The organism is Blautia sp. BIOML-A1 (assembly GCF_009883055.1).
GTDB lineage: Bacteria > Bacillota > Clostridia > Lachnospirales > Lachnospiraceae > Blautia_A.
Window position 1 is genome coordinate 1 of sequence record NZ_WWVR01000044.1, and the last position, 25922, is coordinate 25922.

Below are 25922 nucleotides of genomic sequence, written 5' to 3' on the forward strand. Positions count from 1 at the left end.
TATACGACCATCTTTGTAATCATCATAGAGTTTCATCTTTTCCGAGGTCAACTGTCGGCTCTGTTTTTGCAATTCTGCGGTATTGATCTCTTTGTCGTCGCATTGCCTGTTGGAAGATACTTTCTTTTCTTTTTCCAATATTGACGCTGCATACTGATGAACAAGCCCAAGGATATTCTCCTCCAACGGTTCCCGCCGGATCACCAGACTTCGACACACAGGATCTCCATTGGTTCGGGCATCTGAACATTTCAGCAAATGCTCTGTTTCTTTTAGCAGAGAATGCCCGCAGTTAGCACATAGCAACAATGCCGGCTGTTTTTTACGTCTTTCCAGAGTAAAATTGGTACGTGATTCCGCAACACTTCTCTTCTTTTTCGGATGCATTTCATTTGCTTTTTCAAACAATGCCCTGTCTATAATTGCCGTATGATGATTTTCCAGGCGAACCCATTCTGTTTCATCATTCAGAACTGCTTTATGACCGGTATGCATACTGCAACGTGTTTTTCCCCAGATTCTGGTTCCAATATAAATCTCATCCCGGACAATTGCCGCTACTGTCGTAGGGCTCCAGTGTTTCTTTTTGATCGTGTCAAACCTCTGGAACTGCACCTGATCCCCTCTTGATAATTTCTGCTCATCACAAGTGGCAATCGCCTGTCCGTTCAATTCCCTTGTAATATCCGCAAAACTTGTTCCTTCCGCTGCCATCCGAAAAATCATTTTCACGACTTTTGCAGCCTCTGGATCTACTTCCAGCCTTCCATCTTTTCCTTTTTTATAGCCATATCTGGCATTTACCGGAAGGCGTGTACCATTTCTCGTTCTTGTCTGCAATGCTGATGAAATTTTCTTGGACAAATCCAGGCTATACATATTGTATACCAGATTCTGCAATGCTACATTCATTCCACCAGTCATTCCGCTACTTGCTGCACTGTCATAGCTGTCATTAATCGAAATAAATCGAATCTGTAGAAGTGGAAAAATATATTCAATATAAAATCCAACTTCCAAATAGTCTCTTCCAAATCTGGAAAAGTCTTTCACAACTACACAGCCGATTTCTCCGCTTTTCATGTCATCCTGCAGCTGTTGAAATCCCTGCCTTTTAAAATGAGTACCGCTGACACCGTCATCCACATATTCCAGAATATCCGACTCAACTACACCCAGCTCATCAATTACAAATGATTTTAACAGAATTCTCTGAGAAGTTACACTGTCGCTCTCTTTTTTGGCTCTGCCATCTACATTGTCATCTTCTGCAGACAAACGGATGTAAACAGCTGTTTTTCTAAGATCTGTCATCTTGACTGCGCCTCCTTCTCTTTCTTTAGTTTCTGTAAATCTGCAAACTGATCGTCATATACCAGCTTGATCTCATAATCATACTTACCATGGATAATAATTGAATCCACAAAGGCATCTGCCATTTCTTTTGTCAGCTTACGCTTTGACATATAAGTATGTATCACATTTCCCCAGCCTTCTTCAATGTGGTAATCCTGGGAATACCGAACCTGTGCCGCCAATACTGTGTCCAGACGGCTCTTGATATTCTCAATTTCATTGGAATAGATCCGAGAAAACTGTATGTATTCTTCTTCTGTAATCAAACGTTCGGAATAGTCTTCATATAAATCCGATTTACGCTTACTGATACGGCTTAGTTCTCGTCGAAGTTTTCCTACCTCTTTATCCAAAAGCAGGTACTGTGTCTGATTTTTGGAAGCTGCATTCATTTTCTGAATCATTTTTTCTGTATCCAATACGGTTTTCATATGCGTTTGGATCAGGCGAAGAACATCGTCATCCACATATTCTTTTCTGACTCTGTGCCCTTTGCATTGCTTTCCTCCGGATTTATGGTTAGTATTGGCTCCGCAGATATAAAAGAATGTGCCATTTCTTTCTCTGGACAACGTCATGCGGTTGCCACAGCCTCCGCACCATATCTTTCCTGTATAGAAATTATGGTTTCTAATAGCCCCATTGTTCTGCTGATGTTTCTTCTTATAAGCTTCCGTATATTCCTGGATTTTAGATTGTACCTGTTGAAACAACTCTCTATCTATAATCCCTTCATGCGTGTTCTCCACATGCACCCATTCACTCTCTGGTCGATTTCTCTGTTTATTTCCCTGGAAAACACTTTGCTGATATTTTCCAAATACAGAATCACCTGTGCAATGAACATCCTGAAGAACTCGTTTCACTTCATAATTGTTCCAGGGTTTTGACTCCGGAAGCGGCTTCTCACCGGTTTTATAGAATTTTCTCTGTAAAGTCGGCGATAAAACTCCATCTTTATTGAGCTGTCTTGCAATATCACTATAGTTCCTGCCATCCATATACATAGAAAATATACTTTTCAAATGTTCTGCAGCTTCTTCATCAACGATCAGCTGATGATGGTCTTCTTCTGACTTTCTGTAACCATACGGTTCCCAGGCACTTGTAAATTTTCCTTTTTTCCAAAGAGCTTTTTTTGCGCTGCTGCTCTTTTTGGCAAGGTCTTTCGAATAGAACTCATTGATAATATTCTTCAGTGGAACTGTAAGATCCACACCCTCTCTGAAGGAATCGAAATCATCTGTCACAGCCAGGAATCTTACATGAAAAAACGGAAATACTCGTTCAATATAGTTGCTGGTTTCGACATAATTTCTTCCAAGTCTGGACAAATCTTTTACAATAACACAATTGATTTTTCCATGCTTGATATCTTCCATCATCTGTACGAATCCAGGACGGTCAAAATTTGTACCTGAATAGTCTGAGTCCTTATAAACTTCCGCAACCGAAATATCTTCCGTATCTGCTACAAAGTTTTTCATCAATTCCACCTGGGTTTCTATCGTCCCTCTTTCTAATGTTTCTTCTGTTTCCATTGAAATTCTGGCATACAATCCTGCCCGGAATGGTCTTCTCACCTCTGTCTGGACGGTTGCACTGCCGACTACTTCCGGAATGTTTTTCCTACTCTTTCGTGCCATTTTATACAACCTCCTTTACCTTGACCTGCAGATTATTATCATCATCTACTACCGTATCAACTCCCATAGCCGGTAATTGATTCAGCAATGTCTGATAACAATCATCAAAATCAAAAGTGATCTCTATATTCTTTTTATCATATACTCTGATTTTCCTGATCAGTTCTACCACCACTGTGCGGGACAGTTCTTCAATATCCTGATATTTCACAAAATAATCCAGCCAGGTATTGGCATTGTCTGCTTTTTCCAGCTCACTATCCATTTCTTTCTGGATTGCACGGATATTCTTTTCCGCATTTCTAAGCCTCTTTCCATAGGCTGCATGAAGCTCTACATAGTCTTCTTTTGATACAATGCCCTCTTTCATATCCGAATAGAGCATCATCCGTAACTCCTTACAACGTTCTGTCTCCTGTTTTTTCTTCTCCAGCCTGTCCTGCAGCTTCTTCATATTGATCTCCTGAAATGGCACAGTACCAACAAATTCCAGGACTCTTTTCAGGTGCAGGATATTCTGGATATGCTGTTTCAGCATCACCAGTACGGCATCTTCCAGATCCTTTTCCGGTATTCTATGACTGGAACAGCGTTTTGTTTCTTTATTTGCGGAACATAGATAATAAGCATATTTTTTCCCTGCCACAGTAGAAACCTTTCTTGTCATAGGTGCACCACAATCCGCACATACAGCAATTCCGGATAACAGATATACTTGCTTTTGGTCAGGCGAAGTACGTGTATCCATGCCCAGAAGTCTCTGAACAATTTCAAAATCACGGTCACTCACCAATGGCTCATGATTTTTCTCAATCCGGATCCAGTCATCTTCCGGTTTCACATAAGTCTGCTTCACTTTATGGTTCGGTGTCGTCCTTTTTCCCTGCACAAGGTTTCCGATATAAACCTCGTTTTCCAGTATCCTGCGGACGGTAACGGAACTCCAAAGTGCCTGTTCTTTCTGCCGGAAGCCTGTTTCATAACGACTGCCGTTGCTGATTTTATACTCAAATGGGGAAAGAATACCCAGTTCATTTAAACGATTAGCGATCGCATCCTGACTCATTCCCTGCAGCTTCATCTTAAAAATATCCTGTACTACACTGCCTGCAGATGGATCAATCTCTAATTTATGCTTATCTGTCTTTGTCTTCCTGTATCCAAAAGCTACAAACGGAGTCACACACTCACCTTTTTTCCTCTTAATCTCAAGATTACTCCTGATCTTAATAGAAATGTCACGGCAATAAGCATCATTGATTAAATTCTTAAATGGGATAATAATTTCGTCTGCCTGATTCTTTCCCTTGAGACTGTCATAATTGTCATTGATGGCAATAAAACGCACACCAAGAGCCGGGAATAATCTCTCGATATACTTCCCGGAATCAATATATTCCCTTCCAAATCGTGATAAATCTTTTACCACTACGCAGTCTACAATCCCACGCCGGATATCTTCCAGCATTGCCTGGAATGCAGGACGATCAAAATTAGAGCCTGAGTAGCCATCATCAACTCGGACTGAAACAACTTCTATATCTTTTTTGTCTTTCAGGAAATCCAGAATCAAAGCTTTCTGGTTAGAAATGCTGTTACTTTCCAGTTTTGCTGAACTGGAAATATCGCCATCTTCTTTAGATAATCTGACATAGATGGCGGCATGATAGATTTTATTGATATTCTGATACATATCTTACCTCCTTTTATTACGTCAGAAAATCCATGTAATAAAAGGGGGCTGCATAATTTGTCCTTACCGACATTCTAACACAGTCCCCTCAATCTTGCCAGTACTTTTTCAGACACTCAGAAGCATATTCTCAAATGCCTGCTCCATAGATATACCGTTATTGGCAAATCTGACTTTTACTTTCATATTACCGATCCGGACCAGATAAGGATTTCCTACTTTATTCAGGAAAATATCTCTCCGTTCCTGAAGCGATTTATTTCTGTCTGCTTTTATCATCCGTAGATCAGTCATTTCATTTATATCTACGTCACTGAAATCCTGCTCCAGATAATTTCTATATTCCTCTGCCGTCATGCCCTTCTCCTTCCATTCCCATCTGAATCTGTACTGCTTTCAGTACCCGATCCAGGCTCCACTTGTTCACTCTTCCGCATTTCTCAATAATACATTTCGTAGAAATGCTCATAACCTGTTCAGCCAGTGCCAAACTTCCTTTTCGGATTCCCGTCATATCATATTTGCTGATAAACACATGTGTTGGCAAATACCGTTTCTTATAAATTCTTGATGTCAGCGGAACTACCGTTATGACTGAACTGTATGTATTGGCTTTATTATTACTCACTACGATCACCGGTCTTATTCCACCCTGAACAGATGTTGTAGGAAACATACCGAGATCTGCCCATAAAATATCTCCTCTGCGGATTGTCATTTGTCCTCTCTCCAATCTATTATTTTTATTTGTAAAGCATCCATAGCGCTATATTGGCTCCACAGGAATACGGCAGAGTTTCTTTCCCATAAGGAAAGCTCTGCCGCATAACCTCTATAGCCAATTTGATTATTAAACAGTGCTCGCTCGATTCTATTTATCCTCGATACCCCGAATCGTTACTCCCGCATATGCAGGAAGGGAATAATAACCTGCCCGGATGCATACTCCGGACCACACCCCGGAAACTCTCGTTTCCAGGCTCCAGCAGTTCATAGGTTTACCAGTTACAGACTTCTCAGGATCTGCAAGTGTATCGCATCTCATACATATCATCGCATCACCAGCCTGCCAGCTGGCTTCGGTCAGTGCTTTTTCGCAGCATTACGGACTGAACTAAAAATCTTTGTTTTGTCTTATAATCCTATAGCGGCATCTTCCTCGTGCTCTTTGCATGAAATGTCACGTCAGTTATTATTGGATATTCAGTTATCATGGTTCATTTTAGGAAGTCCTTTAACTTCCTCTAATTACTAAAGTCAAATGACTTTGGCAGATGCAAAAGATTTTGAAAAATTTTTTAAAAAAATTTATTCATATACATTTCACGCATCTTATTAAGAGTGGATTTCAGCTTGTATGACAGCATCTGTCTGGAAATCCCCATAATCTCCGCCATCTGTGTCTGTGTCTTGTTTTCAAAGAAAATGCCATAAATAATCATGCGTTCCTCTGAGTTCAGTTGATTGATCACTGTGTGAATATCCTGCTGTTCCATTTTTGTCAGTACACAGTGCTCCACATCACAGTTCAGATCTGGAAAATCCTCAATCATGAAGCCTTCTCCATCAATGGACTGACCGCTGTAAGGTACTTCTCTCAGCATCTTATCCACAACCTCACCCAGTTCATTCTTAATCTCAACTTTTTTTGCCTTGCTGCTTCTGTAAAAATTATTCATCGCATACGCAACTTCTTTTGTAATCTCGATCATTTCTCCATCAATATTTGCGTAATACTTTCCTTCGTAAAAATATGGGTGTTCAATATACATATCCGTTCCTCCTGAATTTGAAATCTTGTTGCTCGTTTCAAATCCAGAAGGCGGACCTCTGTTTAGGATCATGCCTGCTCCGCCTTTATCCTGCCGGGATACGCCCGCAGTTATTGGCTGAGAAATTCAGGCACGAAAAAAAGCCCCAGTAGTTTTTTCTTAACTACTGAGGCTTTAGTCTCTTTCTTGTATTCAGTTATCTATGCCTTCTTTCATCAGCATAATCATTGTATCAGGATAAAGTTCACAAAGTATCCGCAATACATTCCCATAAGTTCATCTCATTATTAGAATCGTACATATTTCAGTATAAAAAGTTCACCGTGTTATTCTTCTACTTCTTTTCCATCTATATATAGTTGAAATTTATCAGGATTATTGACTACATCATAGTCCTTTCCGTATTCTACAGGTCTATATTCGGCTGTCATTACCGATTCCCCATCTTCAATATCCTCTTTCCATAAATAGATGTTCATATCAAGGCTCGTCGCATATCCCCTGTCTGTGGAGAATTTTGTCGAATAAAATGAATCATCCTTGTACATCTGCAAAAGTTCTCTTGCAAACGCTTCTCTATCCTCGATATGTTCCCGGTTAGCGACTACGGTTAGATTTTCATCCCGATTTACGGAAAATGTTCCTACCACATCCGGTTCGCCTTCCTTATGACCAGATTCAGATTTCCCATAAATACTTCCTGCAGCAATTATCAAGATCACTGCTCCTGAAATCAATGCAATTATCTTTTTCTTCATATTTTTATTTTCCTTTTAGTTTTTTTACTGCGTAATTGATTACTTCTTCCGGTGTGGGTCTGTCTCCTTTAAGTGTCATTTTCTTCCATTCTTCCTGCACAGCCGGATCGGGATTATCAAATCCTGCATCTATGGCTATCTGCATTTCTCTGCGTACCTCTTCTGGTGTTGTGTTGTACTTTTCTGCAATCTTCTCATAAATAGTTTTCTCTCTCATTCATTTTCCTCCAATATATAAGTAGAATTACACCTTGTTCTATAGAACTAATTTAGCATATTTCTATTATCATGAAAAGACACTTTACAACTTAAAGCTGAATAAAAGGTCAAAAAAAGAAGAGCTACTCGCTCTTCCCAGTTTGTCATATCACTCTTCCAATAATGTGTGAATTACTTTGATGATTTTTTTCTGCTCTTTGATCGGAAGTTTTTCAATTTTTTCTGTCAGCTCATTGGTAACACCTGTAACTGAATGTGCCACAACATCAATCAAAAGAGTATCTGCTGAAACATCTAATGCATTTGCAATTGCAACAAAGGTATCCAATTTTGTAACTTTCAAGCCTCTCTCTATTACACTCACATGCGTTGGACTTAAATTTACTAATGCAGCCAGTTCCTCTTGCGTGAGATTTTTTGCTTCTCGTGCTGATTTGATTCGCTGTCCTACTGCTTTCAAATCCATCGTAACACCTCCTCCAGAACGAATAATCGTTCTGAATTTAGTATACTTGTGGATATCTTAAATATACAGAATCGCAAAGCCAAGTTCTAATTCTACAGAACTATATTCAAAGTTTTTCTTTGCATTTTCGTAAAAAAGCGTTATGATTGAATCAGTTAAATCAAAGGAGGTATCAAATCATGAAATCACATAAATACTGGTCCTTAGGCGCACTTTTCTGTATGTTGGGATGCATTTATTCTGGAATCAAAAAATCTATGACTGCACATAAATACTTTGCCTATTCTTCATTGCTTTGTATGGGCATGTCCATTTATTCCGGTCACAAACTGGTTTCTCCAAAGAAGAAAAAAATCACTGAATCAAATAATAGTGAGAATAATTAAATAAAAAATTGACCTTTATTCATCAAAGACAAAGTTGCTGGAGAATATTTTTTCTCTCCAGCAACTTTCTTTATCTTTAAGCCATTGAGATACAATACTGTCCAATCAGCTTCATCCAACTATTATATTTATTCTTTTCACACACCTTTCGGCAAATTTCATTCTCCATCAATACACAGAACATCTTATCATAATCAAATGCCCAAACAGCACCATTCACATGGTTTTCCACTGCTTTCTGATCTATGCTTTTCAAGCGTGTGACCATTTTTTCAATTTCTCCATTTCCCAAGTTACCGATATTTTTGCAGATAAACCGAAAGAAATTCAACGTTGCATATTCATCATGCCAATGGAACTCTTCTGGATTGTTTTTAATTTTACTGGCTCTCAGCTGTTCTTTGATTATCTGAGCAGCTACACCTTTCATCGAATCTTCGTATCTCATATTATTCACCTACTCTTCCTCAACGCCCAGTGACGGTTTAAATCTTTTATCCTTTGCCTGCGGTACCACGATCTCATAAAAATAAAATCCTAAATACCCAAGTGCCTGCTTCTTCATTTTATAAAAAGAAGTCCTGCCTATTCCTAACTCCTGTTGTACTTCCACATCTGTCTTATTATAATGACTGCAAAAACAGGAATGAAGGATCTCACTGAGCATCACACCATTCGGTGCATAGAACTTCACCAAAGTCATTCCCCGATAGATCATGTCCGACAATCCATAAATAATCATCAGATTATTCATCTCCCGGTGCATCTTTGGCACATTCAGCTGGCTGTTATAAATGCTCAGATAACTCAATGCATATGCCATATCTTCATTGATTTTCTCCTGGCATTCCATATCCAGTTCTTCTAACACAATCTGATTTTCCAAAATCAATTTCTGATAGCTTGTCATCAATTCTTTAATATCAGTATAATGTCTTTCGATTGTAACTTCCAGATAATCCTGTGCATGACTTGCCATCTGGAAGGTAATTTCTTTCATTGATTTAATTGCATAATCTCTGTCTGTCATCAGTTTCAAAATCTCCTTATCATCATCACACTAACTGGCGGTCTTTCAGACCAGTTCGCTTTCCCCATGATTTTGATGGGAAGCAATTACTTACTACAACTTGCAGAAGCGGATATCCAAAAGGCATTGTGGGAGCTGCCTTTACTGACCGGAATCCCTCTTCTTATGTAAAACCTGCAGGAATATAAAGGGAAAGTGACTATCCCTGCCGGTTAATAATCCAAATAATATCGTCTATACCAATCTCTCCTTATGCTGTTTTTCTCTCCATAAACCATTTATCCACTTCGTAAAACAAGTGGCTTTCCTGCCCCTGTATCATACAGATGTACATCATTCCTACACCGCCTGCCTTTCTGCTGGCGCATCGCTCGATTTTCAAAATTCTGTCAATGCTATACTTTCTTCCATCCTCCCATGTAAAAAATATGGGAACCAGCTGTCCGTCTTTCCGAAACTCTGCTACTACATCTACATATACTTTGTTCATGCCGACACCTCACTATAAAATCTCAATTGCTCTTGGCGATGCCGGGATTCTGCGGATATATCCATTTAACTCCAACTGTTTGATTCTGGAAAAAGCAGATGATGTTGATCTTACTCCGATCATTTTTCCAAATTCCCGTACTGTCGGCGGATATCCATGCTCCTTCGTATAATCCAAAATACACTGATAACTTTCTTTCTGTTTTTTGGTTAATGCTTTTTTCAAATCTATCCCTCCAATTACCCATGAAAATAACTGTGTGGATGGATCGTGTGCGTACCAGCGTCTAAGTGGGATAAGACTTTATCCTGATACATTGCCGCTCGCTGTATACTGAAATAACCAAACCGTCGTCTGATCTCATCTACAGTACGATCCAGCTTCTCTAACTTTTCCTTTTTCTCCTGATTTCCAAATAAATCCAACTGCACGGGAATATCATCCAACACAAGATCTACTGCTCGTATACCAAGGCTTCTGATTGGATGCTCCCATTTATAATGATCCTTAAACAACTGAAATGCTGCTGTCACAATTTCATCTGTTATATTTGTCGGATGAAGTAATTGTTTCTGCCTCGAAAAACTAAACAAGCCATTGTCCCGAACCGTAATTTCTATCGTTTTGCATTTAAAACCATGCTTTCTCAATCTTGCTGCAACGCTTTCTGTTAGTGCCATCTGAATAATCCAAACATCCAGATCATCTTCCAAATCTCTTGGAGTTGTGGTACTATTGCCGATTGACTTCACCGGAGCTGCATACCCGTCTTTGCAAACTGGATCATTGTCCCAGCCATTTGCAAATGACCATAACACAATTCCCATTTTTCCAAAATGGCTTTCTAGCATTGTTTCATCACTTTCTGCAAGTTCCCCAATGGTTCGGATCCCCAGCTTCTGAAGTTTCTTCCGCGTCTGTCTTCCAACATAAAGCAGATTCGATGCAGGAAGCTGCCAAATCATACTTTTATAATTCTCCCGGTTAAACTCTGTAATCGCATCTGGCTTTTTGTAATCCGAACCAAGTTTCGCATAAATCTTATTCCAGGAAATTCCAATACTTACCGTTACACCCAGTTCATATTTAATCCGATGGCTGATTTCTCTTGCAATCGTTATTCCGCTTCCTTTCAGATTTCTGCTATCTGATACATCCAGCCAGGCTTCATCAATCCCATATGGCTCGATCTTGTCCGTATACTCCGAATAGATTTCTCTTGCCATCTGTGAAAATCTCAAATACAAGTCCATCCGTGGTGGTACAAATATGATTTCCGGGCAAATCTGTTTTGCCTGCCATAATGCCATTCCGGTCTTTACACCTTTTCGCTTTGCAATATAATTTGCTGTCAGCACAATTCCATGCCGAGCTTCCGGATCACCGCCAACTGCAAGAGGCATTCCGGCAAATTCCGGGTGATGCAACATTTCCACACTTGCATAAAATGAATTCATGTCGCTATGAAGAATTGTTCTGTCTCCCATTAACTCCACCACCTTCTCCCTGTTTGCTTAATTGTCTTATCAATTTCTGTATGCTTAGTATATATCTCCGTATTGGAGATAGTCAAGCGACATCTTGGTCGTATTATCTCCCTTTTGGAGATTTTTCTTGATTTTTGATTTTATTCGGGTTATAATGCATATAGAAAAATCAAAAAGAAATGAGGCGAACATATGCGTGCTTTCGGAGAAGTATTAGTAGAAAACAGAAAAAGGAAAGGCTACTCCCAGGCGGATCTGGTGGACTTACTTGCTCAGGAAGGAATTGAAGTTACTACGAAAGCAGTCTCCAAATGGGAGAATCTAACAAGAGAACCCTCCTTACACACAATCCTGACAGTTTGTCAGATTTTAGATATTGAAGATATATACGAAGAATTTTTAGGTGAAAATCCATTTGATCATGTCATGGAAAATTTGAATGAAGACGGCAAAGCTAAGATTATTGAATTTGCCAATCTTCTGCGGGCGTCCAGAAAGTATCTTCCGCATAGAGCCGATATCATTCCATTTGAAAATTATCAGCCGATTGCAGTAGAGCCAGCTTCTGCCGGTACTGGAAATTATATTGAAGACAGTGTAAAAGAAAGTTACAATGTCGGTCATCTCGCACCTGAAAAGACGGATTTTGGAATCCGTATATCTGGTGACAGTATGGAACCAATGTATCATACCGGAGATGTTGCATGGGTTCATAAACAAGACAGTATCTCCAACGGTGAAATCGGTATCTTCTATCTCAATGGCAATACCTATATCAAAGAGCTACATGACGGTCCGGATGGAGTTTATCTGGTTTCATTGAATGAAAAGTATCATCCAATCCAGATTTATGAATCTGATTCTTTTAAAATCTTTGGGAAAGTAATCGGAAAATGCAAAGGAGCAGAAATCCCTGGTTTTCATTAAAGATCAACTGCAGACTTCTAGCCTGCTCTTGCTGAAAATAATAAAGGAAGTGATAAAATGGCAATTAACAACACACTTAAAGATATCCGTGAAGAACGAAATCTCGTTCAGGCAGATCTTGCAAAAGCTGTCGGTTCTTGCAGTGATACCATCGGACGCATTGAGCGTGGTGAGCGAAATGCCTCTCTCGAAATTGCAATCCGTCTGGCACATTATCTGAAAATGCCAGTAGAAGAGATTTTTCAAATTGAAGACTGAACCGCAAATATCAGAAAACCGAGGACTGTTCCCCGGTTTTTCTTTTTCGCCAAACTATTTATAGTCCTTTTACAAACTCAACTGCATTTTTTATATCTTTTTCATCTGGATGCCCTTTTGCTATACCACCCAGCAGTTTAAATGGACCAAATGTGTCATAGCCCTTGCATCCGAATTTTCCGATTACTGTAGAATGCTTCTTGTCCAAAATCTGCTCTATGGATTTATAATTCGCATTTCCAGCATAAGTACAGATCAGAAATACCATTTTGTCGTCCGGTAGATTCTTCTCTGCAAATCCCAATATAGACTGATGAAATTTTGAAAAATAGATTCCTGATGCAAACCCAATCATATCATAACTGCTCAAATCTGCATCTGGCTGTTTTACAGCATCAATCAAATCAACCTGACATTCTTCTGCAATGTTCTTTACTAATTTTTCTGTGTTTCCATGATGCACAGATGAATATACGATTACCTTTCTCATCATTCTTCCTTTCCTCTATTCCCATCAATCATATCATAGCTCATATCCAAAAAATCTAATGTCTTTGCTTCACTTACTGAACCATCCAGTAAAATTGTGATCCAGTGCTGTTTGTTCATATGGTATCCTGGCAAAAATCCAAAGGTCTGAATAATCATACTTGTCATTTCCGGATCACATTTTACATCAATAATATCGACAAATTCATTTCCTTCTAATCCGAGTTTGCATTTTTCAACGCTCATGACCACAGCATACCATTTTCCATTCTTATGTCGCAGCACAGCATTATCTGGTGATTGTGCCCATAAATACTCCGGCATCGTTCCATACTGTTTCTTCACATATTCAAAAATTTCTTCTTTCTTCACAATCTATTCAACTCCTGATTCTTCTGATATCCTGCCATAATCATACCATATTTTCGGTTCCCGTACTACCTGCCAAATTCTTTTGCATTTTCCCGGTTCTCCTGACTTTAACTAATAGAGGGGTAAAACAGCAAGGACAGGAAGTGAGGATACACTTCCGGGAAATCCCAATTTAGGGAACCCTGCCCTAAATTGAAAAAAACGCTGAAAGCAACGATACTACTGCCCTCTCAGAAAGGAGAACCCGCCAATGGCTGAAAGAAAGAGAAACAAAGAAATCCATTTCTATGTCACCGAAGAAGAACGAAAGCTAATCCGCAGGAAGATGATAGAATCAAAGACAAAAAACATGGGAGCTTATCTGCGCAAAATGGCAATCGACGGTTACATCGTCAACACAGATACCACTCCACTTAAGAAACAGTATGAGGAAATGCACAAGATTGGTGTAAATATCAACCAGATTGCAAAAAAGGTAAATACCACCGGAGATCTATATCCAGAAGAAATGCAAGAATTGAAAGAGATGGTGAAAGAATTATGGCGTATCTTAAGATCTTCCCCATTAAAGTAACAGACAAGAAAGCTCTGGACTACATCACGAATCCAGATAAAACAGATGAAAAACTGTTAGTTTCCAGTTTTGGCTGTTCCCCGGAAACTGCAGATTTGGAATTTGCTCTCACCAGAGAAGCAGCAAAAAAGAACGTAATGGACAAAGGCGATAACCTGGCATTTCATCTGATCCAGTCATTTAAACCTGGAGAAGTTAATGCCGAAACTGCCCATCGCTTAGGTCAACAATTTGCTGACGAAGTGCTGAAAGGAAAATATGAGTACGTGATCAGCACACACGTTGACAAAAATCATATTCACAATCATATCATCTTCAACGCTGCAAGCTTTGTTGATCATCACAAGTATGTTTCCAATAAGCGGAGCTACCACAAACTCTGCAGAATCAGTAATCGTATCTGCCATGAAAATGGACTTGTCACCAGTATGCCAACCGGAGAAAAAGGTAAAAGCTATAAAGAGAACATGGAATACCATCGTGGCACCAGCTGGAAAGCCAAACTGCGTGTCGCAGTTGATAAAGCAATCTGGACTTCCATCAACTATGAGGAATTCCTACAAAAGATGCAGTTAGCAGGATATGAAGTTCGACAGGGAAAACATTTATCCTTCCGTGCACCGGAGCAGAAAAACTTTACTTATATAAAATCTCTTGGAAACTATTATTCAGAAGAAAATGTCCGCATCCGTCTGGCTAAAAATCGTAACAAAGTAAAAACTCCAAGGCATCTGTCCAGAGAAGCTCGCCTGTATATCAATATTTCCACCTATGTAACAACAGGCAAACGTGAAGGATTTGAACGATGGGCAAAACTCAATAACCTGAAAGAAGCGGCTCGTACCTTCAACTATCTTTCTGAAAATAATCTGCTGAATTATGAAGATTTCCAGCAGCATGTTTCTGACATTGAAGCTTCTGTTAAAGCTGCCGATCAGAAGATAGTGGAAATCAGCAATGAACTGACTACACAGAAAGTCATCCAGAAACACTGTGATTCTTACCGTCTCTGCCGTAAAGTGATTGAAGATTGCAAATTTTCTAAAAATCCAAAAGCATACCGGACCAAGCATCAGACAGAATACCAGCTCCACGATTCACTAAAAAAAGAGCTTCAGGATCTCGGTGTCACCAAAATCCCAAGCTCTAATAAAATCCAGAAGCGGATTGAAAATCTTGAATCTGAACAGGATGCTACTGTCCGGGAAAAACAGGAATTGCAGAAAAAGCAGAAAACCCTAGAGATCATTCAGCAAAATTTCACTGCACTGCTCGATGCTCCTGAGATCAGTTCTGACTTACTTCAGGCAAAACGGGAATCTGTTTCTGTCACAAGAGATAAATGAAATTGCACTGACAACCCAATTATTCTCTTCCACATCATCCCAAGGTTTCAGCCCCATTTCCTCCCAGGTGACACCATACGGTGCACCTCAGGAGGTATAACCGGCAATAAAGAAAAATCTGTCATCTTTCAAGATTTCTTCTTTAGCCAGATTATCTCTTGTTTCTTTTTTCTGTTTTGCTCGCCTCTGCTGCTTCTTTTGTTTCGCAATCCTTCTTTCTTTAATACGCCTACTGCGTGACTGATACTGGGTTTGCTAAATCCCATGTGCCGGGCAAGGTCAATAGAACGCACCATACCACTTTTCTTTTGTAATACAAGTATAGCTTCCAAATAATCTTCTCCGGATACATGAAGTTTCATAATCGCCTCCTTTACTGAACCAATTTCCAGCCCGTTGTTTTATGACGAATATTGATAAAATCCGCATAAATACCAGATTGCATTTTCAATTGTTCGTGCGTTCCACGCTGTGTAATTTTTCCATCTGCAATTACTACAATCTGATCCGCATTTTTGACTGTTTTCAAGCGATGGGCAATCGTAATAACCGTTTTACTTTCTGTCAAACTTTCAATGGCTGCCTGTAAATCGGATTCATTTTCAGGATCAACACTGGAAGTTGCCTCATCCAAAATAACGATAGGTGCGTCTTTCAAAATCGCTCTGGCAATGGAAATACGCTGTTTTTCACCACCAGAAAGAGTTGCACCACTTTCACCAATCACAGTATCATAACCTTGGGGCAGTGCCATGATAAAATCATGGCAACAAGCTTTCTTAGCAACCCGGACAACCTCATCGTGACTGGCATCCGGCTTTCCAAAACGGATATTATTTTCAATCGTATCAGCAAATAAATAAACATTCTGAAAGACAATGCTGAAATTAGAAAGCAATTTATCTAACGTATAATCTCGTATATCCGTACCGCCTAAAGTAATACTTCCAGACTGTACATCCCAAAATCGTGCAATTAAACTACACAATGTTGTTTTTCCACTTCCTGATGGTCCGACTATTGCTAGCGTTGTTCTGCTTGGAACGGAAAGATTAATACATCGGAAAATTTGATGTTCACCATATGAGAAGCTAACATCCTTTAATTCAATATCCATATTTGGAGGCGTTATATTTTGTCCCGATAAATCCATAATCGGCGTTTCATCAATCTCATTTATTTTATCAATCGAGCTTTCAATGAGACGAAGCGCAAATGATTTACCGCCCGCTTTTTCTAATTCACTAAAAATCAAAAATGAAGCCACACACATCAATAGGCAATACACAAGTGTCATACTGCCTTGCAAATAAAACAAAATAGAACAGAACATAATAGATACACTTATTAATCTTAACACAAACTGTTGTGCAGCACCATAAGGAATAAAAACAGTTTCCAGTTTTGTATTACGAACCCTGCTTTCTTCTATGGCCTGTTTCATTTTTTGATTGGAGTTACCACCAAGATTAAATGATTTTACAATATTCATTCCTTGTATGTACTCTAATGTAGCACCAACCAAATCTTCCTGTGCACGTTGCCTTTCCAGCGATATTTTCTGTGATTTTTTCTGCATCATTGAATTGCATACCAAAAACAGAAGAATTCCCAAGCAACATAAAGAACCTATGCGCCAGTCAAAGAAAAACATCACGATAGTAATAACAACTACATGAACAAATCCGTGAACAACTGTAATTAAAACAGACGGTGCGTTATTTTCCACATCTCCAATTGTTGTAGTAACAGCCGAAGTCAGCTTTCCAAGACTATGATCGTTAAAATACCCCATCGGCATATATTTCATGCGATCACCCACATGAATCCGCTTTTCCGCACACATATAATAACCAACCTTCGTTTGCGAAAAATCAGAAATATAACTGCAATAAATTTTCCCCAATATGCCGATAATCAGAAGTAATAACGTAAATACTATTATTTGCAATGTCATTCCTTCCGTTAAACCAATTAAAATCAAAAAAAGCGCAGCAATCTGAAACATATCAAAAATGGAGTGCAACAGACTGAAAGCAACAGATTTCTTTAATACTCCCTGCCAATTTCCTGCAAAGTCATATATTTTTCTCAATGCGGTAAGCATCTGTCTGCACCTCCTTCATCACGGCTACCAATATGAGCCATCCACATTTGTTTATATAGTGGGCAAACCTCAAGCAACTCCTCATGTGTTCCAGTCGCTTCTATCCGACCGTCATTTACCACAACAAGCTGGTCTGCCCCTGTTACAGTGTAAAGACGATGTGCAACCATAATCAACATTTTCCCTCGAACCAAATTTGAAATTGCATCCTGCACTAAACTCTCATTTTCAGGGTCAAGGTAAGCGGTCGCTTCGTCAAAAATTACAATCGGTGCATTCTTGAGCATTGCCCGCGCAATCGCTACTCGTTGCCGTTCTCCGCCTGACAAATGTCCTCCTGCACTGCCAACAACTGTTTCATAGCCATGCTCCAGCTCTACAATAAAATCGTGACAACCGCATTTTTTGGCTGCTTCCTCTACTTCATCATCTGTTGCCGTAAGACGACCCATTCGGATATTTTCACGCACACTCACATCAAATAAGTAATTATCCTGTGAAACATAAGATACATACGATGTGAGTTGTGAAAGCGGCATTTGCCGAATGTCCTTGCCACCCAACGTGATTTTGCCTGATGTCACTTCCCAAAAACCAGTAATAAGTTTCGTAATGGTGGATTTTCCGGAACCTGACGGTCCCACAATCGCAGTCATAGTGTTAGGGCGAAATATAAGATTAACATGACTCAAAACAGGCTCTTCCACATTTTCATCATAGGAAAAAGAAACATCCTGAAATTTTATCGTTAAATCCTGTATGTCGGTCTGTATAGAAGGGCGCTTCATTTCGGGAGCCGACAGCAAACTACATACAGCGCCTATTATCGTTCCTAGCTGCGCTACACTATCCGTAAATTTGATTGCCGCTAAAATTGGCCCAACAATTCCAAGTGATAAAATCATCACGGTTAAAAAAACAGGAGCAGAAAGGATTCCTGCTTTGTAAAGGATTCCTCCGACCGGTAAAATAGCAATCCACACACTTGGCCAGATGGTATTGCTCATCGACATAAAAAGCTGTGTGTCCTTCATCCAGCCAACCGCATAATCGGCGTTATCTTTCACAGAATCAGAGTATCTTTCATAAGAATTTGCAGATTGATTAAATGCTTTTATTACCTCAATCCCATTCACATACTCAACGACTGTTGTATTCATTTTCTTAACCCGTTTTATAAGCCCAGAAAACCGTTCCTCATAATTTTTTGCCATTCCCATATAACAGAAAAATCCTATGGGCAACGTAACTAGTGATAAAAGAGCCATACGCCAGTCTAGAACAAAAAGATAAACAAGCATACATACTGGCACAAACAAATTAGATGTCATTTCAGGAACTAAATGCGCAAGAATCGGCTCCATACTTTCCACCCTATCCACAATCGTGTCTTTAAAACTACCCGATGATTGATCCAAGATATAGCCCATCGGAACCCGTGACAGCTTATCTATAATCTGCATTCGAATCTCTTTCAATGTATAAAATGTTGCCGTATGTGATACAGCAGTTGAAAGATTCGCAAAAATAATTTTCAAAGAAAATCCGAGCAACACCATCATGCACCAAAAGGCATAAATAGACATCTCCCTTATACCTTCCAGCAGATAAAGCATAATTCTGGCAATTGCAAAATACGGAATCATACCAGAAGCAACGCCCAAAATAGCAAGCAGAATTGACAGCACAAACTGATTTTTATGCGCACGCATAAAACCTAATAACTGTTTTGCAATTTCTGATTTATTCATTTTCCTTACCTCCCATGTAGAATCTGTTGTCACAAGCCATATCACACAGTAAATCATCATGAGTTATAATGATAATGGTTTTTCCTTTCTGGGCAAGGAATGTTACCCATTTTGAGAGACTTAGTACACCTTCTCCATCCATTCCACTTGTAGGTTCATCTAAGATAATTATATCGGCATCCGAGCAATATGCGGCAGCTATTGTTACTCTCTGTTTTTCGCCACCAGACAAAGACGCTGGATGCCGATCCTTTAATGCGGTCAGATGAAAGGCATCCAACGCATCATAGGCACGATTTCTCAAATCCTCTGTTACCTTTTTACCTAATACCAGCTCATTCCCGACACTATCCGCATAAATCTGATAATCCGCGTCCTGCATAACAAGATAACTGGATGCACGACGCTCTGCGCAAGATAATACCTGATTTTCTCTTTTTATTGTTCCGACCTTTTGTTTTAACAGTCCACACAAAATTTTGCAAAACGTAGTTTTCCCTATTCCATTTCTGCCAAGAATGGCAGTAACAGTCCCGGCAGGAAAGCAGCAAGACAAGTCTTCAATTCCCCACACAGCTTTTTTATACCGAAAAGAAATTCCCTCCACAGTCAAATCTTTATCAGCAGATAAAATCTGTCGATGCGGTCTTTGTACATATTCAGCCAAATCCGGATGTCGGATGCCCCACTCAATCAAATCACTACAAGTAAGCCGTTCAAACTGGGCTTTTGTCCATTTATTTACCAATCTGCCGGCATCAATATGCAAATATACATCCGCAATAGATAAAAACTGATGCAGACGATGTTCACTGATAATAATGGTTGTACCATTCTGCTTTATCTCTCCCAAAATTTCAAGCAAGATTTTAATTCCGCCCCGATCCAAATTAGAAATTGGCTCATCCAATATCAATACAGGCGGAGCGAATACAGTGGCGGCAGCAATCGCCACACGTTGCTTCTGCCCACTGGATAATTCATTGACTTTTTTCTCCAACAGGGACTCTATTTCAAGTCTCTTCGCGCACTCCATAACCTGCGGTAATATTCGTTCGGGAGACAACCCAATGTTTTCAGCAGAAAATGCAATTTCATCAAGTACCTTTCCCATAAAAAACTGGCTTCGAGGGTCTTGAAAGACTACTCCCAGTGTTGCAACCCTTTCTTCCGGTGTGAAACTGCTGGGAAAACCATTATTTACTATAACACGGCCTTTTAACTGCCCTTCGTAAAATCCAGGAACTAACCCGCTAATCAGGTGGAGAATAGTACTTTTTCCAGCTCCAGAACGTCCGCACAGGACAGCGCACTGACCCTTTTCAATTTTAAAAGAAATATCTTCTACCCCGGTCAGGAGCATTCCCGCATCTTCCCGTCCATAATGAAAGGAAACGCTTTCTAACTCAACCAAGTTCTCACCCCCAACATAACACCAATGCAACCTAACACAAATCCCAAAATTGCCAAAATGTCCTTGTAAGTAAAACCAATATTGTATATGCAGGAACGGGGATTAGATGAATCCAATCCCCGCAGCTCCGCAGATGCCCCAAGTTCAGTAGATAATTTCAAGCATCGAACCGTCAAGGGAACGAAAAAACATTCATATGCCATAATAGGATTCTTTAGGATACTCCACCAAGTAGGGAAAATACCCCTTGCACGTATTCCGTTCCTGATAGATAACATTTCTTTTTCTATAACTGGAAAAAAACGAATCAATATACACAACATTACCAATACATTCTTAGGAACATGTATTCGCTGAAAACTATACATCATGCGGCTCGGATTTGCATACAGAATCGGTGCAGCCACCATCGTCAGCGGTATAGCACGTGCAAATGTGCAAATAACAACATACATAATCCCCATAATAGGAGCCGTCAAATAAGCTAACAACAACATAATAATATATGTCATAATAAAGCCTGGAGCTTTCTCCCAATATCCTGCTACACACATATACAAGGCGCATAGAACCACTAGACCATGTATTTCCGCGTTGCTTTGAAATACAAACCAAAACAGAGTAGCACTGATTAAAACAATTAAGTGTGTTCTAATGTCCAGTTTTTCCATTGATTACACCAGTTTTGCCTTTTTAATATGCTTTTTCAAGAAATAGCAGCCAATCAAATAACCAACAATGGCAAATACTATCGTTATAACACTAATGAGCGCAACCATAGCGGGCGAACCATAATATACAAGCGTTTCAAGTCCTTCTTCCGTATAAGAATCGGCTAGACTTGCAAGATATTGATCTTTGAACAGATAAAGCGGAATTGCACTACCAACAGCATACAGAACCCAGTACACAATATAACCAATTCCATTTCTAATCGGATTCTTATATGTATTCTCGCCCAACATAAGCAACTCACAAATCACACCAACAATTAGTTCAACAATCAGAAACCAACCAGAACCAAAAAGCAACATCATAAGACCAGAAAATAATGCGGTTACAAAGAGAGTTCCTGTTTTTGCTACTTTGTTTGACATAACAACATACAAAGGAGCGCAAAAGAGTGCCATGACTCCAACATATGCCAGATAGTTAAATGCCGGTGTCGCAACCATCATAATAACCATCTTAACTACAACCATAACAACAAGGATTGCCACATTAAATATGGCCAAAGTAATAATGTCTTTCATTTTTAATTTGTTTCCCATGACAAATTTCCTCCTAAAAAATAGTGCGGTCAGTCCTCACTAACCGCAATTAGAATACAACATAATCTCGTTTTTTTCCTTCCCAAACAGCCAAATTCTATCCAAAAAGCCATTTATTTGTTTTTTGCCCGATACGCTCTCGGAGAAACACCTATCACTTCTTTGAACGCAGTCGAGAATTTGTTTGGATTCTCATAGCCAAATTCCCCAGCAAGCTCTGTAATGGACATATCTGTTGTCGTTAAAAGTTTTGTTGCGACCTGCATTTTGTATTCTCGTCTAAAGGCATGCACCGGTTTTCCATAAACAGCCTTAAAACAATCTTTCAACATAGTAAGACTTAATCCGTATTGCTCGGCAAGTTCTGGCAAAGAAATTTTTCTATCCAACTGTTCCATCAAAGCCGATTTCAACGCCTTTACTTTTGCAATTGTCTCGCCAGAATAGTATGCAGAGGTTTCAATATTATCCTGCGTTGATAAATTAGACAACAAAAAGAATATCTCCAGTGCTTTCAAACGCAAATAACCAAGATTACCTCTATAGGTACAATCACAAATTTCTTCAAATACATGTAATAATTCAGGGGGCGTTTTCATTACTACACAGCATTGTTCGTAACAAAATTTCTGAATAAGTCCAGCGAAATCAATCTCAATCCCAATAACCGGAGCATGAAAACATTCCCCTATGATGTCGGTATTGATAATAAGGGCCACCCCTTCATAAATTCCCGTAGGAAATATAGGCTCATTTCTTTGTGAGTTTATGATGCTCACAGCAAGGTCATTCTCACCTAAATATGTCATAAATCCTCGCTTATATTCACATTCGTATCGCCCCGATCTACAATATGCAATTTCAATTATATGAGGAAGTGAATTTTTTCGTTGAAAGCAGGAATTAGCATAAAAAGTCGTATAAGCCAAATCAATGCCCTGAAAAAGATGGTAACAATACATTGTACCATCCGGTGTATTGCAGTCAATTTGATATTTCGTCACATTTTGAGTCTTTTCAAGAACAACTACACCCGAATCAAAAAGTCCATAATTTTCTTCGATTTTTTCATACATAATATTAAGCACTCCATCATTTTCACAGTCAAAAGTTAGTGGTATCTAATCGTAAGTATATATTATTTATCTATCGAAGTCAATTTATCAACAATGTGAACTTCCGAAAATAAATCCCCTAAATGTAGGATTTCCCCCAAACAACCAGGCTAAATTCACCTGTCGTGCCTATTTATAGACTTATTCAGTCCTGTTTTACTCATCCTCTGATGTCTCTCCTGAGGTAATAAATGCCAGGATCTCTCCATAAGAACGGCTGCTGTTTTTCATCGCTTTTAACAGTTCATCTCTCTGATATGCCATTCTTATATCGTACAGTTTTTTTAATTCATCAACCGCTTTTTCATGTGCTTCTTTCGTTTTTGCAACCTTTGCTTCTGCCTGTTCAATCTTGTATTCCAGGGTCTGTTCGCTGCTTCTTCTCATTCTTGCCATATCTTTTTTATCCTTTGTTTTTCTTACTTGCTCTGTAGGATTTTTCGATTTCTTTCGCTTAATGCCGTACATTACCTTCGTTTAAACCAAAGGCATCCAGTATGGTTTTCTGGGTTGCGGTGACAGCATGCTCCAGACGATAAACGCCGTCAAGCTGACGTATCATTACTATCTTTTCCAGTTCTTTTAATGCTGCTGGAACTGTTAGTTAGTTCGGTCTTTTCAACATTTTTTCGCTTTTTTCTTTTAATGCTAATAGATCCTGCTTCGCAGAATCAGGGCAATAAACTGGATAAATACCTTTAATGACAATGCTTCATCACTATATACTCGCATGCTTTTATTTCCAAGATAAGATTTGTCACTGCGGAACAGTTTTTCTGATGCATCTCTGCTTTTATATAACTCAATTGCTTCCCGTGCGTCATATTTTCTGATGAAACAATGGCAAAATATCCTGCCGGAGACAGTTCCTTTTCTACTGCTGAAGCGTTCTCTTCTGCAAGCTTCAGCGTCTTCCTATCCTTTTCAAAATTCAGGTAAAAATACTTCATGATCTCTGGCCCAAATGCTACACATTCTTTCCCAACACATCCGTCTAGATATTTTTTCAGCCGGCGTATCTTCTGCTTGATCTCCTGTTTTTCACCATATGCTTTTCCATCACTGTAGTAAATGTGGATATTTCTTTTTTTCGCATCCCCTTCGTATAACAGGTTCCTGACAGTTGTTCCATACAGATCATAACGATCAATATTTTTTATTCCTCACTAGCCCTAAAATTTGTTTAGGGGAGATTTTTTCGGAAGTTCAGAAACAATATACCGCAGAATCCATTTCACATCAAAACATCGTAGATACCACTTCAATGCTATTTCAAAAACGAAAGTTGATTGAATATTCTTGCAGCCCAAAATCAGCACCCCAATATAGAAATCGAAGTTTCGTTACTCGGAAATTGCTTTTTCTATAAGAATATTAATCAAGACCTTGCCGCAACTACGACATATAGCAGTCTTTATCAATATTCTCATAGAAATTATGATTCAATATGCATAAACGTGAATCTCAAAAGTGATTTCCATATTATCGAACAGATGATGGAAACTTATCCGGAATATACTATTCCCCTATATTATAAGCATATTTTCGACTGGCGCAAACGACCATTGTTCACACAAACTATTCAATCATATACATCGCAATTTTTTTTGCATGAATTTGAGTTGTATCAAAAATCGGAACATCCATGAAATTTTGTTGAATTAGCAATCCTATTTCTGTACACCCAAGTATTACACCAGTTTCTTTTCCTTTACAGTACTTATATATTATTTTTTTGTATTGTTCTTTAGAATTATTGGTTATAATACCCCTACATAATTCTGCAAAAATGATATCATGTACCAATTGTCGCTCCTCTAAACTAGGGATAATAATATTTACTCCATTTTTATAAAATCGCTCCTTATTAAACGATTCTTCCATTGTAAATCTTGTTCCTAACAGCAGCCCTTCAGACATTCCCTCTCTTTTCATCTCCTCCACTGTAGCGTCAACAATGTGAACAATAGGTAAGTTTACCTTCTTTTTTATAGCCGGAAGACATTTATGCATCGTATTAGAACATATACCGATAAAATCTGCACCTGCATTTTCAAGGCTTTCCGCTGCATTTGCTAATAACTCATTCGATTTGTCCCAATTTCCTTTTGATATTGTTGATTCAATCTCATAGAAATTTATACTATGTAAAATACAATCTGCAGAGTATAATCCGCCTAATTGTTGCCCGATTACCTCATTTATTATTTTATAATACGGCACCGTACTTTCCCAGCTCATGCCTCCTATTAAACCTGCTTTTTTCATGAGCATTCTATTCCTTTCTTTATAATCTCATAAATTATATATTATTTGTTTGGGCAAATTGCAAAACATCTAACAGGGAACCCCGTTCCATTTGTCTGCTTTACAAAAATACAGAATATAATAGCTCCTCTTTCCGGAATTTTATCCAGATTTGTAAGCATCTCAATTTGATATCTGTCTTGTTTCAAGACATAACATTCCGCTTGGAAATAACGCTGTTCTTTGCAAAATGGTGGATCTGTATCAAATGTTTCATGTCCAATTGCAGTAACATCTCTTTTTTCAATTAAATATTTTACAGCCTCTAAACTCCAGCCAGGATAATGCTGTTCTCCGTATTCATCCATATTTTGAAACTTTTCCTGACTAGGCCACCTTTTTCCCCAATCGCTCCTCATCGCAACAAAAGCTCCCTTTGGAATTTTTCCATAAATCTTTTCATAATCATGAATATCATCTAGCGATAATGCATAATCACTATTCATTTTAACCTTATCACTACAATTAATTACGCATAATGGCAATACACATTCCTTAATATCAATTTTTTCCAAGGTGCGTCCATTTACATCAGCATGACCTGGTACATCTACATGTGTTCCATATTGCCCTGGAAACGAATATTGATATGCTCTTACTGGATATTCACCAAATTCTTTAGGTTACAATCGCTGATGGTGTAAACGAAAAAGCAGTTTTGACATTGCAGAGAACTGCCCCTTCGTTT

General features: G+C 38.9%; 31 protein-coding genes and 2 pseudogenes. 5 read left to right on the plus strand and 28 right to left on the minus strand.

Annotation, left to right across the window (positions count from 1 at the left end):
- From GT674_RS14825 to GT674_RS14870, 10 genes are all read right to left on the minus strand, one after another.
- Positions 1-1314, minus strand: a 1314-nt coding sequence (locus GT674_RS14825) for a recombinase family protein (RefSeq protein ID WP_161286409.1), incomplete at its 3' end; no start/stop codon positions are given.
- Entirely contained in the window at positions 1311-3002 is a 1692-nt protein-coding gene (locus GT674_RS14830) for a recombinase family protein (RefSeq protein WP_161286410.1), read from the minus strand. The genes GT674_RS14830 and GT674_RS14825, both read right to left, overlap by 4 nt.
- Before the next feature lies 1 nt (position 3003).
- The gene (locus tag GT674_RS14835; RefSeq protein ID WP_161286412.1) at positions 3004-4695 is read right to left on the minus strand and encodes a recombinase family protein; all 1692 of its coding nucleotides are present in this window, start codon (positions 4693-4695) and stop codon (positions 3004-3006) included.
- A gap of 108 nt (positions 4696-4803) precedes the next feature.
- The gene (locus GT674_RS14840; RefSeq protein WP_015568866.1) at positions 4804-5052 is read right to left on the minus strand and encodes a DUF6870 family protein; all 249 of its coding nucleotides are present in this window, start codon (positions 5050-5052) and stop codon (positions 4804-4806) included.
- On the minus strand, positions 5033-5413 hold the full coding sequence (locus GT674_RS14845; protein WP_161286413.1) for a type II toxin-antitoxin system PemK/MazF family toxin: 381 nt from the start codon (positions 5411-5413) through the stop codon (positions 5033-5035). The genes GT674_RS14840 and GT674_RS14845 overlap by 20 nt, the downstream gene beginning before the upstream one ends.
- A gap of 153 nt (positions 5414-5566) precedes the next feature.
- Positions 5567-5749 (minus strand): hypothetical protein, encoded by a 183-nt coding sequence (locus GT674_RS14850; RefSeq protein WP_161286414.1) that lies wholly within the window; start codon positions 5747-5749, stop codon positions 5567-5569.
- 244 nt (positions 5750-5993) lie between these two features.
- On the minus strand, positions 5994-6467 hold the full coding sequence (locus GT674_RS14855; RefSeq protein ID WP_172677211.1) for a sigma factor-like helix-turn-helix DNA-binding protein: 474 nt from the start codon (positions 6465-6467) through the stop codon (positions 5994-5996).
- A gap of 326 nt (positions 6468-6793) precedes the next feature.
- Positions 6794-7225, minus strand: a complete 432-nt coding sequence (locus GT674_RS14860) for a hypothetical protein (RefSeq protein ID WP_161286416.1) — start codon at positions 7223-7225, stop codon at positions 6794-6796.
- A 4-nt stretch (positions 7226-7229) separates the two neighbouring features.
- Entirely contained in the window at positions 7230-7442 is a 213-nt protein-coding gene (locus tag GT674_RS14865; protein WP_029732086.1) for a sporulation initiation factor Spo0A C-terminal domain-containing protein, read from the minus strand.
- A 150-nt stretch (positions 7443-7592) separates the two neighbouring features.
- The gene (locus GT674_RS14870; protein WP_008688152.1) at positions 7593-7910 is read right to left on the minus strand and encodes a helix-turn-helix domain-containing protein; all 318 of its coding nucleotides are present in this window, start codon (positions 7908-7910) and stop codon (positions 7593-7595) included.
- Positions 7911-8089: 179 nt separating this feature from the next.
- Here GT674_RS14870 and GT674_RS14875 point away from each other — a divergent pair, with 179 nt between their 5' ends.
- Positions 8090-8296: a DUF6219 family protein gene (locus GT674_RS14875; RefSeq protein WP_161286417.1), complete on the plus strand. Its 207-nt coding sequence runs from the start codon at positions 8090-8092 to the stop codon at positions 8294-8296.
- A 76-nt stretch (positions 8297-8372) separates the two neighbouring features.
- On the opposite strand, the gene GT674_RS14880 is transcribed toward GT674_RS14875, so the two are convergent.
- From GT674_RS14880 to dinB, 5 genes are all read right to left on the minus strand, one after another.
- Positions 8373-8744 carry a hypothetical protein gene (locus GT674_RS14880; protein ID WP_055059686.1) on the minus strand — a complete coding sequence of 124 codons (372 nt, stop codon included), beginning with the start codon at positions 8742-8744 and terminating at the stop codon, positions 8373-8375.
- Between the two features lie 9 nt (positions 8745-8753).
- Positions 8754-9326: a hypothetical protein gene (locus GT674_RS14885; RefSeq protein WP_161286419.1), complete on the minus strand. Its 573-nt coding sequence runs from the start codon at positions 9324-9326 to the stop codon at positions 8754-8756.
- Positions 9327-9576: 250 nt separating this feature from the next.
- Positions 9577-9816: a hypothetical protein gene (locus GT674_RS14890; RefSeq protein ID WP_161286420.1), complete on the minus strand. Its 240-nt coding sequence runs from the start codon at positions 9814-9816 to the stop codon at positions 9577-9579.
- A gap of 12 nt (positions 9817-9828) precedes the next feature.
- Positions 9829-10041 (minus strand): DNA-binding protein, encoded by a 213-nt coding sequence (locus GT674_RS14895; protein WP_161286421.1) that lies wholly within the window; start codon positions 10039-10041, stop codon positions 9829-9831.
- Between the two features lie 14 nt (positions 10042-10055).
- Entirely contained in the window at positions 10056-11303 is a 1248-nt protein-coding gene (gene dinB / locus GT674_RS14900; protein ID WP_161286422.1) for a DNA polymerase IV, read from the minus strand.
- Between the two features lie 192 nt (positions 11304-11495).
- Here dinB and GT674_RS14905 point away from each other — a divergent pair, with 192 nt between their 5' ends.
- Both GT674_RS14905 and GT674_RS14910 read left to right on the plus strand, forming a co-directional pair.
- Positions 11496-12230: an XRE family transcriptional regulator gene (locus GT674_RS14905; protein ID WP_117457278.1), complete on the plus strand. Its 735-nt coding sequence runs from the start codon at positions 11496-11498 to the stop codon at positions 12228-12230.
- Positions 12231-12287: 57 nt separating this feature from the next.
- On the plus strand, positions 12288-12488 hold the full coding sequence (locus GT674_RS14910; protein ID WP_054335619.1) for a helix-turn-helix transcriptional regulator: 201 nt from the start codon (positions 12288-12290) through the stop codon (positions 12486-12488).
- Between the two features lie 58 nt (positions 12489-12546).
- Here GT674_RS14910 and GT674_RS14915 read toward each other — a convergent pair whose 3' ends face one another.
- A complete protein-coding gene (locus GT674_RS14915) occupies positions 12547-12978 on the minus strand; it encodes a flavodoxin family protein (protein WP_161286440.1) in 432 nt (143 codons plus the stop codon).
- A complete protein-coding gene (locus GT674_RS14920; protein WP_161286423.1) occupies positions 12978-13349 on the minus strand; it encodes an MmcQ/YjbR family DNA-binding protein in 372 nt (123 codons plus the stop codon). Before GT674_RS14920 ends, GT674_RS14915 begins: the two co-directional genes overlap by 1 nt.
- 250 nt (positions 13350-13599) lie before the next feature.
- Here GT674_RS14920 and GT674_RS14925 point away from each other — a divergent pair, with 250 nt between their 5' ends.
- Together GT674_RS14925 and GT674_RS14930 are read left to right on the plus strand one after the other, a co-directional pair.
- Complete coding sequence (locus tag GT674_RS14925) at positions 13600-13923, plus strand: MobC family plasmid mobilization relaxosome protein (RefSeq protein WP_161286424.1); 324 nt, start codon at positions 13600-13602, stop codon at positions 13921-13923.
- Positions 13890-15269 carry a relaxase/mobilization nuclease domain-containing protein gene (locus GT674_RS14930; RefSeq protein WP_161286425.1) on the plus strand — a complete coding sequence of 460 codons (1380 nt, stop codon included), beginning with the start codon at positions 13890-13892 and terminating at the stop codon, positions 15267-15269. Before GT674_RS14925 ends, GT674_RS14930 begins: the two co-directional genes overlap by 34 nt.
- A 209-nt stretch (positions 15270-15478) precedes the next feature.
- Here the strand turns inward: GT674_RS14930 and GT674_RS14940 are convergent.
- The 11 genes and pseudogenes from GT674_RS14940 to GT674_RS14990 all read right to left on the minus strand — a co-directional run.
- Positions 15479-15631, minus strand: a pseudogene (locus GT674_RS14940) (metal-dependent transcriptional regulator); the annotation flags it as partial.
- Positions 15632-15642: 11 nt separating this feature from the next.
- Positions 15643-17376, minus strand: a complete 1734-nt coding sequence (locus tag GT674_RS14945; protein WP_161286427.1) for an ABC transporter ATP-binding protein — start codon at positions 17374-17376, stop codon at positions 15643-15645.
- Positions 17361-19127 carry an ABC transporter ATP-binding protein gene (locus tag GT674_RS14950; protein ID WP_161286428.1) on the minus strand — a complete coding sequence of 589 codons (1767 nt, stop codon included), beginning with the start codon at positions 19125-19127 and terminating at the stop codon, positions 17361-17363. The genes GT674_RS14945 and GT674_RS14950 overlap by 16 nt, the downstream gene beginning before the upstream one ends.
- On the minus strand, positions 19120-20541 hold the full coding sequence (locus GT674_RS14955; protein WP_161286429.1) for an ABC transporter ATP-binding protein: 1422 nt from the start codon (positions 20539-20541) through the stop codon (positions 19120-19122). Before GT674_RS14955 ends, GT674_RS14950 begins: the two co-directional genes overlap by 8 nt.
- The gene (locus GT674_RS14960; RefSeq protein ID WP_161286431.1) at positions 20529-21212 is read right to left on the minus strand and encodes an energy-coupling factor transporter transmembrane component T family protein; all 684 of its coding nucleotides are present in this window, start codon (positions 21210-21212) and stop codon (positions 20529-20531) included. The genes GT674_RS14955 and GT674_RS14960 overlap by 13 nt, the downstream gene beginning before the upstream one ends.
- Before the next feature lie 3 nt (positions 21213-21215).
- Positions 21216-21812, minus strand: a complete 597-nt coding sequence (locus tag GT674_RS14965) for an MptD family putative ECF transporter S component (RefSeq protein ID WP_161286433.1) — start codon at positions 21810-21812, stop codon at positions 21216-21218.
- Positions 21813-21925: 113 nt separating this feature from the next.
- Positions 21926-22888 carry a helix-turn-helix domain-containing protein gene (locus GT674_RS14970; protein ID WP_161286434.1) on the minus strand — a complete coding sequence of 321 codons (963 nt, stop codon included), beginning with the start codon at positions 22886-22888 and terminating at the stop codon, positions 21926-21928.
- Between the two features lie 195 nt (positions 22889-23083).
- Entirely contained in the window at positions 23084-23323 is a 240-nt protein-coding gene (locus tag GT674_RS14975; protein WP_161286435.1) for an ErpK protein, read from the minus strand.
- 302 nt (positions 23324-23625) lie between these two features.
- Positions 23626-23877, minus strand: a complete 252-nt coding sequence (locus GT674_RS14980; protein ID WP_161286437.1) for a hypothetical protein — start codon at positions 23875-23877, stop codon at positions 23626-23628.
- A 628-nt stretch (positions 23878-24505) separates the two neighbouring features.
- Positions 24506-25195 (minus strand): aspartate/glutamate racemase family protein, encoded by a 690-nt coding sequence (locus GT674_RS14985; protein WP_161286439.1) that lies wholly within the window; start codon positions 25193-25195, stop codon positions 24506-24508.
- A 41-nt stretch (positions 25196-25236) separates the two neighbouring features.
- Positions 25237-25812 (minus strand): annotated as a pseudogene (locus tag GT674_RS14990) (cyclase family protein); the annotation flags it as partial.
- Positions 25813-25922 lie beyond the last annotated feature (110 nt).

Coding starts and splice junctions, on each gene's coding strand:
- GT674_RS14975 (WP_161286435.1), bottom strand. CDS start 23,323: ATGGCAAGAATGAGAAGAAGCAGCGAACAGACCCTGGAATACAAGATT.
- GT674_RS14840 (WP_015568866.1), bottom strand. CDS start 5,052: ATGACGGCAGAGGAATATAGAAATTATCTGGAGCAGGATTTCAGTGAC.
- GT674_RS14880 (WP_055059686.1), bottom strand. CDS start 8,744: ATGAGATACGAAGATTCGATGAAAGGTGTAGCTGCTCAGATAATCAAA.
- GT674_RS14915 (WP_161286440.1), bottom strand. CDS start 12,978: ATGAGAAAGGTAATCGTATATTCATCTGTGCATCATGGAAACACAGAA.
- GT674_RS14910 (WP_054335619.1), top strand. CDS start 12,288: ATGGCAATTAACAACACACTTAAAGATATCCGTGAAGAACGAAATCTC.
- GT674_RS14870 (WP_008688152.1), bottom strand. CDS start 7,910: ATGGATTTGAAAGCAGTAGGACAGCGAATCAAATCAGCACGAGAAGCA.
- GT674_RS14960 (WP_161286431.1), bottom strand. CDS start 21,212: ATGGAAAAACTGGACATTAGAACACACTTAATTGTTTTAATCAGTGCT.
- GT674_RS14855 (WP_172677211.1), bottom strand. CDS start 6,467: ATGTATATTGAACACCCATATTTTTACGAAGGAAAGTATTACGCAAAT.
- dinB (WP_161286422.1), bottom strand. CDS start 11,303: ATGGGAGACAGAACAATTCTTCATAGCGACATGAATTCATTTTATGCA.
- GT674_RS14965 (WP_161286433.1), bottom strand. CDS start 21,812: ATGGGAAACAAATTAAAAATGAAAGACATTATTACTTTGGCCATATTT.
- GT674_RS14970 (WP_161286434.1), bottom strand. CDS start 22,888: ATGTATGAAAAAATCGAAGAAAATTATGGACTTTTTGATTCGGGTGTA.
- GT674_RS14850 (WP_161286414.1), bottom strand. CDS start 5,749: ATGATATGTATGAGATGCGATACACTTGCAGATCCTGAGAAGTCTGTA.
- GT674_RS14860 (WP_161286416.1), bottom strand. CDS start 7,225: ATGAAGAAAAAGATAATTGCATTGATTTCAGGAGCAGTGATCTTGATA.
- GT674_RS14925 (WP_161286424.1), top strand. CDS start 13,600: ATGGCTGAAAGAAAGAGAAACAAAGAAATCCATTTCTATGTCACCGAA.
- GT674_RS14905 (WP_117457278.1), top strand. CDS start 11,496: ATGCGTGCTTTCGGAGAAGTATTAGTAGAAAACAGAAAAAGGAAAGGC.
- GT674_RS14845 (WP_161286413.1), bottom strand. CDS start 5,413: ATGACAATCCGCAGAGGAGATATTTTATGGGCAGATCTCGGTATGTTT.
- GT674_RS14985 (WP_161286439.1), bottom strand. CDS start 25,195: ATGAAAAAAGCAGGTTTAATAGGAGGCATGAGCTGGGAAAGTACGGTG.
- GT674_RS14830 (WP_161286410.1), bottom strand. CDS start 3,002: ATGGCACGAAAGAGTAGGAAAAACATTCCGGAAGTAGTCGGCAGTGCA.
- GT674_RS14930 (WP_161286425.1), top strand. CDS start 13,890: ATGGCGTATCTTAAGATCTTCCCCATTAAAGTAACAGACAAGAAAGCT.
- GT674_RS14835 (WP_161286412.1), bottom strand. CDS start 4,695: ATGTATCAGAATATCAATAAAATCTATCATGCCGCCATCTATGTCAGA.
- GT674_RS14945 (WP_161286427.1), bottom strand. CDS start 17,376: ATGCTTACCGCATTGAGAAAAATATATGACTTTGCAGGAAATTGGCAG.
- GT674_RS14885 (WP_161286419.1), bottom strand. CDS start 9,326: ATGACAGACAGAGATTATGCAATTAAATCAATGAAAGAAATTACCTTC.
- GT674_RS14980 (WP_161286437.1), bottom strand. CDS start 23,877: ATGAAGTATTTTTACCTGAATTTTGAAAAGGATAGGAAGACGCTGAAG.
- GT674_RS14865 (WP_029732086.1), bottom strand. CDS start 7,442: ATGAGAGAGAAAACTATTTATGAGAAGATTGCAGAAAAGTACAACACA.
- GT674_RS14875 (WP_161286417.1), top strand. CDS start 8,090: ATGAAATCACATAAATACTGGTCCTTAGGCGCACTTTTCTGTATGTTG.
- GT674_RS14950 (WP_161286428.1), bottom strand. CDS start 19,127: ATGAATAAATCAGAAATTGCAAAACAGTTATTAGGTTTTATGCGTGCG.
- GT674_RS14890 (WP_161286420.1), bottom strand. CDS start 9,816: ATGAACAAAGTATATGTAGATGTAGTAGCAGAGTTTCGGAAAGACGGA.